Origin of the sequence: Shewanella abyssi (assembly GCF_023284025.1) — a bacterium.
Taxonomy (GTDB): domain Bacteria; phylum Pseudomonadota; class Gammaproteobacteria; order Enterobacterales; family Shewanellaceae; genus Shewanella; species Shewanella abyssi.
Genome location: NZ_JAKIKR010000085.1, coordinates 1 through 13,399, shown reverse-complemented (window position 1 = coordinate 13,399; position 13,399 = coordinate 1). Strand labels below are relative to the sequence as shown.

The 13,399-nt window shown below is 46.1% G+C and carries 11 protein-coding genes; 2 read left to right on the top strand and 9 right to left on the bottom strand.

Features of this window, described 5'->3' with window-relative positions; translation table 11 throughout:
• The first annotated feature begins 757 nt into the window (after window positions 1-757).
• A complete protein-coding gene (locus L2755_RS21115) occupies window positions 758-1,009 on the top strand; it encodes a hypothetical protein (protein WP_248982619.1) in 252 nt (83 codons plus the stop codon).
• Window positions 1,010-1,146: 137 nt separating this feature from the next.
• Here L2755_RS21115 and L2755_RS21110 read toward each other — a convergent pair whose 3' ends face one another.
• Window positions 1,147-2,739, bottom strand: a complete 1,593-nt coding sequence (locus L2755_RS21110) for an ABC-F family ATPase (protein WP_248982618.1) — start codon at window positions 2,737-2,739, stop codon at window positions 1,147-1,149.
• Between the two features lie 259 nt (window positions 2,740-2,998).
• Window positions 2,999-5,242, bottom strand: a complete 2,244-nt coding sequence (locus L2755_RS21105; RefSeq protein ID WP_248982617.1) for a heavy metal translocating P-type ATPase — start codon at window positions 5,240-5,242, stop codon at window positions 2,999-3,001.
• Window positions 5,243-5,350: 108 nt separating this feature from the next.
• Between L2755_RS21105 and L2755_RS21100 the strand changes: the two genes are divergently transcribed.
• Window positions 5,351-5,752 carry a MerR family DNA-binding protein gene (locus tag L2755_RS21100; RefSeq protein ID WP_248982616.1) on the top strand — a complete coding sequence of 134 codons (402 nt, stop codon included), beginning with the start codon at window positions 5,351-5,353 and terminating at the stop codon, window positions 5,750-5,752.
• A 21-nt stretch (window positions 5,753-5,773) separates the two neighbouring features.
• On the opposite strand, the gene L2755_RS21095 is transcribed toward L2755_RS21100, so the two are convergent.
• The 7 genes from L2755_RS21095 to L2755_RS21065 form a co-directional block, all read right to left on the bottom strand.
• Window positions 5,774-7,807, bottom strand: a complete 2,034-nt coding sequence (locus L2755_RS21095; RefSeq protein WP_248982615.1) for a S9 family peptidase — start codon at window positions 7,805-7,807, stop codon at window positions 5,774-5,776.
• A gap of 255 nt (window positions 7,808-8,062) precedes the next feature.
• On the bottom strand, window positions 8,063-8,290 hold the full coding sequence (locus L2755_RS21090) for a hypothetical protein (protein WP_248982614.1): 228 nt from the start codon (window positions 8,288-8,290) through the stop codon (window positions 8,063-8,065).
• Window positions 8,291-8,440: 150 nt separating this feature from the next.
• Window positions 8,441-9,199 (bottom strand): SDR family oxidoreductase, encoded by a 759-nt coding sequence (locus L2755_RS21085; RefSeq protein WP_248982613.1) that lies wholly within the window; start codon window positions 9,197-9,199, stop codon window positions 8,441-8,443.
• 29 nt (window positions 9,200-9,228) lie between these two features.
• Window positions 9,229-10,134 carry a 3-hydroxyisobutyrate dehydrogenase gene (mmsB, locus tag L2755_RS21080; protein WP_248982612.1) on the bottom strand — a complete coding sequence of 302 codons (906 nt, stop codon included), beginning with the start codon at window positions 10,132-10,134 and terminating at the stop codon, window positions 9,229-9,231.
• A gap of 58 nt (window positions 10,135-10,192) precedes the next feature.
• Window positions 10,193-11,368, bottom strand: a complete 1,176-nt coding sequence (locus tag L2755_RS21075; protein ID WP_248982611.1) for an enoyl-CoA hydratase/isomerase family protein — start codon at window positions 11,366-11,368, stop codon at window positions 10,193-10,195.
• Window positions 11,368-12,141, bottom strand: coding sequence for an enoyl-CoA hydratase (locus tag L2755_RS21070; RefSeq protein WP_248982610.1), 774 nt, complete (start codon window positions 12,139-12,141; stop codon window positions 11,368-11,370). The genes L2755_RS21075 and L2755_RS21070 overlap by 1 nt, the downstream gene beginning before the upstream one ends.
• A 92-nt stretch (window positions 12,142-12,233) precedes the next feature.
• Window positions 12,234-13,391: an acyl-CoA dehydrogenase family protein gene (locus tag L2755_RS21065; protein WP_248982620.1), complete on the bottom strand. Its 1,158-nt coding sequence runs from the start codon at window positions 13,389-13,391 to the stop codon at window positions 12,234-12,236.
• Between the last annotated feature and the right edge of the window lie 8 nt (window positions 13,392-13,399).

Sequence of the window (13,399 nt, the reverse complement as noted above, 5' to 3'; positions counted from 1 at the left end):
TTACAATCAAGTCAGGCCACATCAGTATAACGGTGGTTTGACACCAGTTGAGTCTGAACGGTTATTTCAGGAAGACTCTAAGTCCGTGGCCAAAATTAGTTGACCACTTCACTTCTCACATAACGCACCTTAGGTGGATTCACATATGTTCATCATACTGACTCCCTAGCACTTACCCGACTGTGGTTATCAGGAAGAACGTCCTCTCACGATTCAGTTCCCATTCGGCATAAAGCCAAATATCGTTACATTGTCAGACTCGCTACTTTATTCAGAGTCCTAGGGTCATCTGGTGATACAGATGGTTCACTCTTATCGTGGTGAACAACGCTTCATACGACTTCACGTCGCACGGGCAGATGTGAGTTACCTTTAGGCCAAAGTGGTTCCAATAACCTGCGGTCGGCGTATGTGCAGATACGCCCGTGACACGCTGCAAGTCCGTCCATGGAAGCTCGACCATGACATCCATGTCATGGATGTCATGGATGTCATGGATGCATCTACACTAGGTTAGAAAAGCACAGACTCTTAGCATTTAAGTTTTCATTTTTCCAGTAAGAAATAACTGTCTCTTAGTAAACATCATGGCTTAAATACATTAACCAAACGTGCAGAATCAAATCTCCCCCGTTGGAAATTTCGCTGTTTAAATTTCGCCGGGGCGCTGAGGGATTACCAAGGGGTACAAGCGCTTTACCCCTTGGTTCGGGTGTGGGCGAAGCACCACGACTTTGACTTTGATTTGGATTTGGATTTGGATTTGGAAAAAATAGCTAATAGAGCAGCCAAATCACAATGGGGCAGAAATGCGTTAGCTGCTGACCACAGTGGTTCCAATGACCTGCGGTGCAGGGAAGGATGTCTGAATGTCGTGATCCAAGAGGGGATTGCTATTGTTCCCCTTTTGGCCGGGGCGCTGAGGGATTACCAAGGGGTACAAGCGCTTTACCCCTTGGTTCGGGTGTGGGCGAAGCGCCACGACTTTGACTTTGATTTGGATTTTTAAAAACACCATTGCTACGGCAGCAACAAACTGCAGCCACAAAAAAGCCCGACGCATCGGGCTCTTTAAATATTACTCAACCATTACCTAACTATTACTAAAACTAAAGTGCTAAAGTGCTAAAGTGCTAAAGCTGAAGATTAACCTTCAATACCTTTACTCACAAGGAACTCATCGTAAGTGCCTTTGAAGTCATTCACGCCGTTTGGCGTAACTTCAAGAATACGGTTAGCAATTGATGATACAAACGCACGGTCATGGCTGACGAACAATAATGTACCTTCATACATTTCAAGTGCGTTGTTCAATGACTCGATTGATTCCATATCCATGTGGTTAGTCGGCTCATCAAGTAGCAAGATGTTTGGCTTTTGCATGATTAGCTTACCAAACAACATACGCCCTTTTTCACCACCAGAAAGCACTTTAACTGACTTTTTAATATCGTCAGAACCAAACAACATACGGCCTAAGTAGCTACGTACAGTTTGGTCATCATCTTCTGGTTTACGCCACTGGCTCATCCACTCAAACAATGTCATGTCATTTTCGAAATCTGACTCATGATCCTGGGCGTAGTAACCAATCGCAGAGTTTTCAGACCAATGAATCGTACCTGAATCCTGTGGAATGTCGTGTACTAAGGTGCGTAACAATGTGGTTTTACCGACACCGTTATCACCCAAGATAGCAATGCGTTCACCGACTTCGGCAATCAGATTAAGATCTTTAAACAGCTGAACGTCAAAACCTTTGCTTAAGTCTTCCACAATTAATGCGTTACGGAACAATTTCTTTTCTTGTTCGAAACGAATAAATGGATTCACACGGCTTGACGCTTTAATGTCATCAAGCTTAATCTTGTCGATTAGCTTAGCACGTGAGGTTGCTTGCTTTGCTTTAGACGCGTTAGCAGAGAAACGTGCAACGAAGCCCTGAAGCTCAGCAATTTGTGCTTTTTTCTTAGCATTGTCAGACATCAATCGTTCGCGTGATTGTTGCGCTGCCATCATGTACTCATCGTAGTTACCTGGGAATACGCGCATTTCGCCGTAATCCAAATCAGCCATATGAGTACAAACAGAGTTCAAGAAATATCTATCGTGCGAGATGATAATCATGGTGCTGTTACGTTGATTCAGCATATCTTGTAACCAACGAATGGTGTCAATATCCAAGTTGTTGGTGGGTTCGTCTAGTAGCAGTACATCTGGATCTGAGAACAAGGCTTGCGCCAAAAGTACACGTAGCTTAAAGCCAGGTGCGATTTGGCCCATAAGACCAAAGTGCTGATCGACACCGATACCGACGCCCATTAACAGTTCACCGGCACGAGATTCGGCGGTATAACCGTCCATCTCGGCAAATTCCATCTCAAGATCGGCCACTTTGATGCCGTCTTCTTCAGTCATTTCAGGTAAAGAGTAGATACGATCACGCTCTTTCTTCACTTCCCAAAGCTCAGCGTGCCCCATGATCACGGTATCAATGACGTTAAACTCTTCATAACCAAATTGGTTTTGGCTCAACTTACCTAAGCGCTCATTAACATCCAGTGAAACGTTACCTGAAGTTGGCTCAAGATCGCCCGCAAGGATCTTCATAAAGGTTGATTTACCACAACCGTTGGCGCCGATAAGACCGTAACGGTTTCCGCCGCCAAACTTTATTGAGAGGTTTTCAAACAGTGGCTTAGCGCCGAACTGCATGGTGATATTAGCTGTAGTAATCAAAGTAACTTTCCGCTTTTGGTTATATGACTTATAGAGATCATAGATAAAACAAAAACCAGTAAATAGATATGAACCATTAGTTCTATATCAACTTACCGGTCGAAGACTCACGCAAGTCCGCGCATAGCCTATAAAATCAAGCGCGATACTATAGCATTTTAGCCTAAATTATCAACTGTGATCCGCGCTGTTAGATGACAATCTTATTAAAATAGTTCGCACTAGGTGGTGCTTACCTCTAGCTGTTATACCATGATGCTTAAACAAGCTTGGCTTTGCGCAATCGATTAGCATTACTCACCACGGTTAATGATGACAATGCCATGGCGGCACCTGCGATAACAGGACTGAGTAACATGCCGGTAAACGGAAACAATACCCCTGCAGCTAAAGGGATCCCTAAGCTATTATAGATAAAGGCGCCAAATAGATTTTGCTTGATGTTTTTCATGCTGGCTTTTGCCAGTAATAGCGTTTCGGCCACCACCATCAGTCTTGCTGAAAGCAGTGTAAAGTCTGCGCTTTCTATGGCGATATCCGTGCCACTTCCCATCGCTAGACCAACATCGGCGCTCATCAGTGCTGGCGCATCATTAATGCCATCCCCGACCATGGCAACCACTTCACCTAGCTGTTGCAATTCGATCACTTTTTGCTGCTTTTGCTCAGGTAAAACATTGGCAAATACAGTTTCAATACCCACGGCATTAGCGACAGCCCTTGCCGTTTGTTGGTTATCCCCCGTTAATAGCACCACTTTCAGGCCACTGCTTCTCATGGCGGTTATCGCTGCAACGGCATCTGCCTTGATAGGATCGGCTATGGCGATGATGGCGATAAGCTTTTGCTCCCTTGCCACAAATACTGGTGTTTGCCCTTTACTTGCCATTGTCGATATTTGCTGCTGATAAGCAGATAAGTTATCTAAACCAACTTGTTGCATCAGGCTCTGGTTACCAATCGCATACTCAATGCCTGTTACCAGCCCCGTGATCCCCCGACCTTGCACGTTAGTAAACTGTTCCGGCTCTTTAATAGAGAGTGATAATTGCTTAGCCTCTGCAATAATCGCGCTGGCAAGCGGGTGCTCGGAGTGTTGCTCTAACGCGGCAATATCACTGAGTAAACTTTGTTTATCGATTTGCGATTGCAGCACGATTAACTCAGTGATTTTAGGCGCGCCCTGGGTAATGGTGCCGGTTTTATCAAGCACTACTGTGGTGACCTTACTCGCTGTTTGCAACGCTTCACCATTTCTAACTAATACCCCCATCTTTGCGGCGCGGCCAACTGAAACCATAATCGACATCGGCGTAGCAAGTCCCAAAGCGCATGGGCAGGCGATAATAAGCACACTGGTTAGCACGACCAAGGCATGTGACAAAGCAGGTGCTGGCCCATACAGATACCAAATAGCCGAACTCAGCAGTGCAATAATAATCACCGCCGGCACAAAGTAAGCGGAGATTTTATCCGTTAAGCGTCCTATCGGTATTTTGGATGTTTGTGCTTGCTGAACTAACTCAATAATTTTGGCCAGTTTGCTGTCTTTTTCAGCGGCGGTAACTTGATATATAACACTGCCATTGCCGTTAACGGTGCCGGCGCTAACATTATCAGTAGGCTCTTTGTGCACGGGCACGGGTTCACCCGTTAACATCGACTCGTTAATCAAGGTATGTCCGCTAATGATCTCACCATCGAGCGCCACTTTATCACCGGGGCGCAGACGTAGATGGTCACCGAGATTAACTTGGCTGATCTCAACCTCTTCATCGCCGACATCGGTAATACGTATCGCGGTATTAGCTTGCAGTCCGAGTAGGCGCTGCACAGCTTCGCTGGTTTTACCTCTTGCCCTAAGCTCTAATGCATGGCCTAAATTAATTAAACCTAAGATCATCACGCTCGCTTCAAAGTAGACATGCCGGGTATCTGCAGGGAACCATTGCGGTGCAATAACAACCAACATCGAATAAACCCAGGCAGCAGAAGTACCCAATGCTATAAGAGTGTCCATATTGGCGCTACGCGCTTTTATTGCACGTAACATGCCCTGAAAAAAGTGACGCCCTGTGGTTGCCATTACGATTAATGTCACCAGACCCACTACGCCCCATGCCAGTTGCTGACTGGCGTTATTCACCATCATTTCACCGCCGAGTAGCCCCCACAGCATTAAAGGCACCCCTAGACCCAGGCCAATGGCAGCTTGTATTACTCGAGTTCGATACTCTTTAACCTCATCGGCCTCTTTCTTTGCCGCGCCTTTTCGCGCATCAAGCAACTGTTCGCTGTCGTATCCAACGGCTTTTATAAGCTCAATTGCTGTTGCAGGCGGGATATCACCGAACACCTGAACCTGCTTGTCGGCAAGATTCACTCTGGCGCTAATTGCACTGCTGATATCATCTTTGCTACTGGCTTTGGCAAAAGCAGACTCAATTTTGGCCACACAGCTTGCACAGCTCATATTGGGGACATATAGATTAATCGTTTGCATAAAAACGCTCCCAGCTCATTTATATTGTATCTTTGATGTACTAAGGGTATTGTCTCCTACAAGGGGAGAGTCAAACGTCAATTCAAATTATTTTGCACCGGAGAGACAATGAAAATTGGTGAAGTCGCTAAACTGACTGATTTATCAGTAAAAAGCATACGTTATTATCATGACATTAGCTTGGTGGAGGGTCGAAAGAACGATAACGGCTACCGTGAGTACAGCCAAAAGGAGGTGGATTCGCTGGGTTTTATACAGCACTGTAGAGCACTAGGGTTTACTTTAGAAGATTGTAAAGCACTGCTCGATTTGCAACAAAACACCGATCGTAATGCTGCTGATGTAAAAGCACTCGCTCAACATCACCTCGATGATATTGAACAAAAGATCGATAAGCTGAGTAACTTAAGTCGCCAGCTGCGGCATTTAATCAAGGACTGTAAAGGTGGCAAACAGCCCAACTGCGCCATTCTAAACGGCCTTAACCCTAGCACTGATGTGGTCGCCTAGCACCTAGCACTATGCTAAAGCTTACCTGCGCCTTAAGTTATCAATATTTTCAATGATGAGTACAGGCGTATCTCCTGCTGGTGTAAAGCCGAAAACTTGACCATAAAACGACAGTTCAGACTCTAAAGCGCGCTTTTTACTTTGCGGAGATACTCGATTGGCAGCATCGTTAAACTCTAAATAGGCTACCGGCCTACCCCTTTGTTTAACGGCATTATAGAGCTGTAGCGTTTGCTCTGCAGGGATCAGTGAGTCGTTGACTCCTTGAACAAGCAGTAAAGGTTCATTAATTCCTGCGAGATTGTTCATCGCAGAGCGGCGTTTATAGTTATCAAATTCGCCAATGAGTTTCTCTAAATAATAACTTTCAAACTTATGGGAATGACGTTTAAATGACTCTACGTCGCTAATACCTGAATAGCTTACTGCGGCGCCAAACGTACTGTAATAAGCAACGGCTGATAATGCAGTAAAGCCACCCGCGCGAGTTCCTTTTATGGCTAGTTTTCGGCCATCGACATCGCCACGATTGACCAAGAAGCCTGCGGCTCTAACCGCATCTTCTACATCTGACTTACCCCAGTTACCATAAAGACTGTTGCGATAATCCCGGCCAAAACCGGTACTGCCACGGTAGTTGAGATCAAACACTGCAAAACCGCGACTCGTCCAATACTGAATATCACGCCTAAATGCTCGGTTTGCCTGAGCTGTGGGGCCGGAGTGCAAAAACATCACTAACGGCGGTTCTTGCCCTGCTGGCGCTTGGAATTTAGGATTTACCGGTTGGTAAAGATAACCATGGGCGGTATCATTATCGCCCGTTTTAAAGCTGACACTCTCGGCTCTTGAAATAAAGTGGGGGTCCATTACCGTAAGTTTGGGCGCATAAATCAGCTGGGCAGAACGTCCTTGTACTTTATAGATCCCTTTTTCAGGCGTTTCTTTCGCGCCGACGAAAATAACTTCGTTCTCGCTTTTGGTTACATAAGTAATTTCTGCAAAATCGACAGCAATAGGATCCGTGATGCCACTTTCGGTATCAATACGGATAAGTCCAGCTTCACCTTCACGGTTATAACTGGCGATTAAGGTATGTTCATTTTCGAATGCGAAATTGTGATGACCTAAGTGCCAAGCAGCAACAGCAAACTCAGCTTCTTGCGCTAGTACGACCTCAGCTTGATCAAACTCATTTAGTCGATAAATATTCCACCAGTTAGTGTAATCGGCAACAAAATAGAGCTGTCCATTGGGGCTAAAAAGAGGTTGAGTGATTGAAGCTTTTTGCGCTAAAGCGACCTGTTTGACATTAATCAGCGCGCCTTTGTTATCAAGATCTGCCAGCCATAGTTTAGTGTTATCCCACGGCATGTTTGGGTGATCCCATGTTATCCACGCTAATTTGGTTTGGTCTGGAGAGATAACCGGTGTGGAGTAAAAATCAGCGCCAGTAGTGAGCACTTTACCTTCATCAGCATAACTTAAGTTAATGCCGACGAGCTGATTAACCACGTTATCTGCAGCTCTATGGTCTTCTCTGACACAGATTAAACGGGAAGCTTTTGAGTTTGATATACAGTCAGCGTGCCGAGTGCCTGAAGGTGTTAATGGAAACGGCGCCTGATTGGGGGCAATGCGATACAAGAGTTGATCTGAGTGTTTAGCGGCAAAGAGGCTATTACCTATCGCAACAAAAGGTGCACCGCCGTACTCATGTACACGGCTGCCAATATCAAAATTGGAGGGGATTGCTTCAACGACCACACCAGCACCGTCTATCCGTTTAACGCCACGCTGGCCCTCACTGCTAGCATCAAGAATGGTAAAATAGATGCGACCAGCGGTGACTTGGATCTCACCTATACTGTCTGACAGATCATAAACATGCTCAGCAGTAACAGGAGATTTCCAGCTACCAAAATCTGCTATTTGTACGCCATCGGGTAATGATCCAGCGGCTACAGTTTCAGTATGCTTTGATTTAGGTGCATCGCAGCCAGCCGTTATCAATAATGTTGCACAAGTCAGGATTGATGCAATTAAAAATCTCATTCGTTGCCTAAGTACTGTCTAAGTTCTGTCTAAATAAAAGATGAGTTAATGAATCTCTTAAGCTTTACGCTCTAATAGCGATAATAATGCCAATACGGCGATTCTTGCTGAGATCTAGCATCAACTCCATTAAGTATCTATTAATACAACTTGTGTTAAAAGCAGTTAATCTAAGACTTACGATCCCTTAAACAAATAAAGTAATTTAACCCCACTAAGAACAGATTTTGAAAACGACAATGGGAAAGTAAGGGACTAATTGCGGGTAAACTTGTTAATAAACCACTGCATAATTTCAAATTGAGTACGCTTGCTTAGTCCAAAATAGATGCAAACCCAAGGTGATAGCAAGATATACCATGGAATAATGGCGGTACTTTCCCCGCTAAATATCAAATAAAAAAAGCCAAAATAGATCACTAACAATCCACTATAACCGACCACTAGCATCATCACTTTGGTTGTTTTCTCTAACCAGTCCATTGTAACCCCATACTCCTCTTCTAACACAAATCTAGCCTGCTAAACTTAATTATGACGTATATCTCGCCTATATATACCAATTCACACCACTAATGAACAGTTATAAAAAAACGGGCAAATGCCCGTTAATTGTTGCCGAGAGACTCGATATTACAAACGTATACCGCCATCAATCTCAAATACGCGACCGTTCACATAATCGTTCTCAATGATAAAACGCACCGTAGAAGCTATCTCTTCCGCCTGACCTAAACGGCCAACAGGCACCATTTTCTCTAATCGCTCAAGCGCTTCCGGCTTCATTGCCGCTGTCATTTCAGTTTCGATCACGCCCGGTGCCACTGCTGCACTGCGAATATTATGACGTGCAAGCTCTTTAGCCCAACCGACACTCATGGCAGCTACGCCCGCTTTAGAGGCTGAGTAATTTGACTGACCCATGTTGCCTGCCCGAGCAAGGCTAGAGATGTTGATAATCACCCCCTCTTGCTTGGTCTCAATCATCGCTGCTGCCGCTTCACGGCCACAGAGGAAAGTACCTGTTAAGTTGACGTTGATAACCGATTGGAACTGATCATAAGACATACGGTCAGTCACCTGGCCATCTTTGGCTTTTACCATTAAGCCATCACGTAAAATGCCCGCGTTATTAATCAGCACATTAACTTTGCCGAAATCTTCTTTAATAAACTGAAAACCTGAAACGACATCTTCTTCATCGGTAATATCTAATGCATAACCTTGAACTTCAGTTGTTGCACCAATGTTTGCACAGGCTTTTTCCAACTTCTCTTGGTCAACATCGATAAGTGCTAGCTTGGCACCTGCAGCCGCTAAAGTCTCCGCCATTGCGTAGCCTAGTCCACCCGCACCACCAGTAATGACTACAACCTTATCTTTTAAATCCATTGAATTACCCTTTATTTTTTATCTGTTGATTACTCTGAGGATCTAGGAGCAAACTGCTCAAAAATACTCGAAAAATCGCGTTTACCGTTACCTTGACGCCCATGATTAACATAAAGACTGCGCGCTAAAGCGCCCATTGGCGTGCTTGAGTTTGATAACAAAGCCGCTTCTTGAGAAAGCCCCAAATCCTTTACCATCAAGTCAACCATAAAGCCGCCTTGATAATCGTTTGACGACGGAACCGATCCCATCACTCCTGGACAAGGATTATATTTATCTAGCGTCCAATTACCACCACTACTGACTTTCATTATATCTGAAAGCACCTTAGGGTCGAGTCCATGGTCAATACCCATCTGCAACGACTCAGATGTCGCCACCATCAATACAGACAGCAGCATATTATTACAGATCTTAGCCACTTGCCCAGCACCGGGGCCGCCCGCATGAAATATATTGGCGCCCATAGCCTTGAGCGCAACCTGTGCATGCCCAAATCCGCTGTCGCTGCCACCACAAATAAAGGTCAGCGTGGCCGCTGCGGCGCCTGCGGTGCCGCCTGAGACTGGCGCATCAACAAACTCTAAACCTTTGTCAGCCGCGTGCTTTGCCACAAAGCGTGCACTATCAGCATCGATAGTTGAGCAATCAATGAGTAATGTCCCTGCCGCAACCACATCGACTAAGCCTTTATTGTCGCTATCGCCAATATAGAGGCTACGAACATGTTTGCCAGCCGGCAACATCGTCACCACGATGTCAGCACTGGCAGCTGCGCCACAGGCAGTCGTTGCGGTGAGTGCGCCTTGCTCGGCCAACGCTTGCATCGCAGCGGGAACCAAATCAAACACTTTAACGGTAAAGCCCGCTTTAATCAGATTAACGGCCATTGGGCCGCCCATGTTTCCTAAGCCAATAAATGCAACAGTACTCATGTTTTGCTCCTGCGCACCCTTAACAAGTGCAGTATGGTATTTGTTTAAATCAGTCGCCTTAAAGCATATCCCTCAGAGGGTGGCTAGTTTCATTCCAAGGTGAGTTCATCAGTGATGACACTAACTCATTGGGCACTGAAGCCACATCCTGATATAACCATTTCGGGCTTCTATCCTTATCGATAAGTAACGCGCGTACGCCTTCAGCAAAATCGCCGCGAGCACAACAATTAACACTTAAGCCTAACTCAAATTTAAACACCTCAGCTAAGCTCATTTCTGTGCCCAACGTTGATTGTTTGTGTACCAAAGCCAGACTAATAGGGCTACCGGCCAACATGACTTTGCAGGCTTTAGCGAGCCAAGGCTGTGCCTCTTTTTGTTCATCGTTTAGCGAACCGACTCGCGCAACAATTGTTGATAAGTCGCCAGCCATTAACTCATCTATCATTGCTTGATTTGTTTCAAGCTGACTTGACGCTAACGGTGTTGCACATTGTGTTTGCATGTCATCAAGCAGCCCATGCAGCATTTCATGGTTAGTCGCTTTATCATTTGACCATGCCACCGTTGCCATCGCATCAAACAGTAACTCTTTGTCATCGCGATTAAGGTAATGGTTACCAATACCCACATAATGCGCATCGGCGCCATTCATGTTGTAGGCGGTCATCCCTAAAAATAGCCCAGCTTTACCCGGCATACGGTTAAGGAAATAGCTGCCGCCAACATCCGGGTATAAACCAATGGTCACTTCAGGCATGGCAATCCGCGAATGCTCGGTCACCACACGATGACTAGCTCCGGCCATTAACCCAAGGCCGCCGCCCATGACAATGCCATCGCCCCAAATTAATACCGGCTTACCAAACGTATGCAGTAGGTAGTCGAGCTGATACTCTTGCTTAAAAAAGTCAGTCGCTTGCGCAGTGACTTCCCCCGGTGTTGCCACGGCTGCATGATAGATTGCACGCACGTCACCGCCCGCACAAAAGGCTTTTTCGCCAGCACCATCTAACACTATAGCGGCAATATTATTATCGCTACGCCATGTTGTTAATTGACTCGTTAACCGCTGAACCATCTCAAGATTAAGCGCGTTAAGGGCTTTTTCGATATTAAGCGTTGCCACGCCAATCTGCTTACCCGATGCCGTGCCCAAGGTTTGGAACACCACACTATTGGTTACAGTATTCGCTAGCGTATTTGTAGTGGTACTTAATGTGGTCGTCATTAGCCGTTCTTCCAAACTGCTTTACGCTTATTTAAAAAGGCGCTCACGCCTTCAGCTTGATCTTCAGTATCAAACAGGTCTGCAAACTCTTGGCGCTCTATCGGCAATGCTTGAGCACGAGGCATTGTCCGACCCGCTTGAACTAAACGCTTACACGCGGCAACACTGCTCGGGCTTTGGTTAGCCACTCGCTCTGCCAAGGCCATCGCCGCATTAAAGCTATCACCCGTAGCGACAACCTCCTCGACCAGACCTATCGCTTCCGCTTTAGCAGATTTAATACGCTCGCCGCACAAGATCATCCGCTTAGTCCAGCCTTCGCCCACGAGTGCGGTTAAGTTTTGTGTGCCACCGGCGCAAGGCAGTAGTCCGACCGTCGCTTCCGGCAGTGCCATCTGTGCTTGCTCTTCACAAATTCGAAGATCGCACGCTAATGCCACTTCAAGGCCGCCACCCATCGCGTAGCCGTTAATCGCGGCAATCGATACACCACGAAAGGCACTTAATGCTTCAAACGCTTCACCAAAGTAACGCGCCATATCTGCGGCGTTATTCTTATTGCCATCAGCAAACAGCTTTAAATCTGCACCCGCAGAGAAGAACTTGTCTCCTTCGCCAGTGATAACAAGCGCGTAAACCTCTTTGTTATCGTTTAGGTTAAGTACCTTTGCTTTAAGCTCTTGTAAGCTTGCTGCGGTCCATGTATTCGCCGGCGGGTTGTTCATGCTGATAACCGCGGTATGGCCGACGATCTTCTCTAATAATAGTGACATGGAAACTCCTTTTAAATAGTTTTGAATCAATGATTAAACGGCTTTGCGATTCTATTAAGTGATCGCTTTAAACGATCGATTTAAAAGAATGCTTATAAAATCGCGCCTGCGTTTTCATCTAATAAACGGCGAGAGATAATCAAACGCATAATTTCGTTTGTTCCCTCTAGGATCTGGTGCACACGCACATCACGTACATAGCGCTCTAATGGGTATTCACGGATATAACCATAACCACCGTGGATCTGCAGCGCAGCATCACACACTTGGAAACCAACATCGGTAGCAAACCGTTTGGCCATGGCGCAGTACGCCGTCGCTTCGGGATCTTTTTCATCCAATTTAAAGGCGGCTAAACGCACTAATTGTCTGGCGGCCACGAGCTCTGTTGCCATATCGGCTAACTTAAACTGCAGCGCTTGAAACGCGGCCAAAGGCTTGCCAAACTGCTTACGCTCATTCATGTATTGTGTTGCACGTTCAAGCGCCGCTTGTGCAGTACCAATTGAACAGGTGGCAATGTTAATTCGACCGCCATCGAGCCCCTTCATGGCGAAGGTAAAGCCTTGGCCCTCTTCACCCAGTAGATGGTTCACAGGGACGCGGACATTGTCAAAGGTGATTTGGCGAGTTGGCTGGGCGTTCCAACCCATTTTATCTTCCGCTTTACCGTAGATAACCCCTGCAGCGTCGGCAGGAATGGCAATCGCCGAGATCCCTTTGGGACCCGCTTCGCCGGTACGGCACATCACCACTAACAACTCAGTTGCACCTGCACCAGAGATAAACACTTTTGAGCCTGAAACAAGGTAGTCATCACCATCACGCACCGCTTTGGTTTGCAGTGATGCGGCATCACTACCTGCGCCCGGCTCGGTTAAACAGTATGACGCCAGGTTTTGTCCGCTAGTCAATGATTCTGACCACTCGCTACGCAAGCTTTCAGAGCCAAAGCTGGTGACCATCCAAGTCGCCATATTGTGAATCGTTAACATGGCCGTAGTCGCAGTACACCCCATCGATAACTGCTCAAAAATAATCGACGAGTCTAAACGAGATAAGCCCATGCCACCTTCAGATTCAGGTGAGTACAAAGAGCAAAAACCCAGTTCACCGGCTTTTTGAATCACGTCTTTGGGAAAGTGGTGTTCTTTATCCCATTTGCTAGCGAAAGGGGCGAGTTCCTCTCTTGAAAACTGGCTGGCTAACTCTGCGAATTGGCGTTGGTCGTCATTCAGATTAAAATCCATCTGTTTAC

Coding starts and splice junctions, on each gene's coding strand:
- L2755_RS21065 (WP_248982620.1), bottom strand. CDS start 13,391: ATGGATTTTAATCTGAATGACGACCAACGCCAATTCGCAGAGTTAGCC.
- L2755_RS21090 (WP_248982614.1), bottom strand. CDS start 8,290: ATGGACTGGTTAGAGAAAACAACCAAAGTGATGATGCTAGTGGTCGGT.
- L2755_RS21095 (WP_248982615.1), bottom strand. CDS start 7,807: ATGAGATTTTTAATTGCATCAATCCTGACTTGTGCAACATTATTGATA.
- L2755_RS21100 (WP_248982616.1), top strand. CDS start 5,351: ATGAAAATTGGTGAAGTCGCTAAACTGACTGATTTATCAGTAAAAAGC.
- L2755_RS21070 (WP_248982610.1), bottom strand. CDS start 12,141: ATGTCACTATTATTAGAGAAGATCGTCGGCCATACCGCGGTTATCAGC.
- L2755_RS21075 (WP_248982611.1), bottom strand. CDS start 11,368: ATGACGACCACATTAAGTACCACTACAAATACGCTAGCGAATACTGTA.
- L2755_RS21105 (WP_248982617.1), bottom strand. CDS start 5,242: ATGCAAACGATTAATCTATATGTCCCCAATATGAGCTGTGCAAGCTGT.
- L2755_RS21085 (WP_248982613.1), bottom strand. CDS start 9,199: ATGGATTTAAAAGATAAGGTTGTAGTCATTACTGGTGGTGCGGGTGGA.
- mmsB (WP_248982612.1), bottom strand. CDS start 10,134: ATGAGTACTGTTGCATTTATTGGCTTAGGAAACATGGGCGGCCCAATG.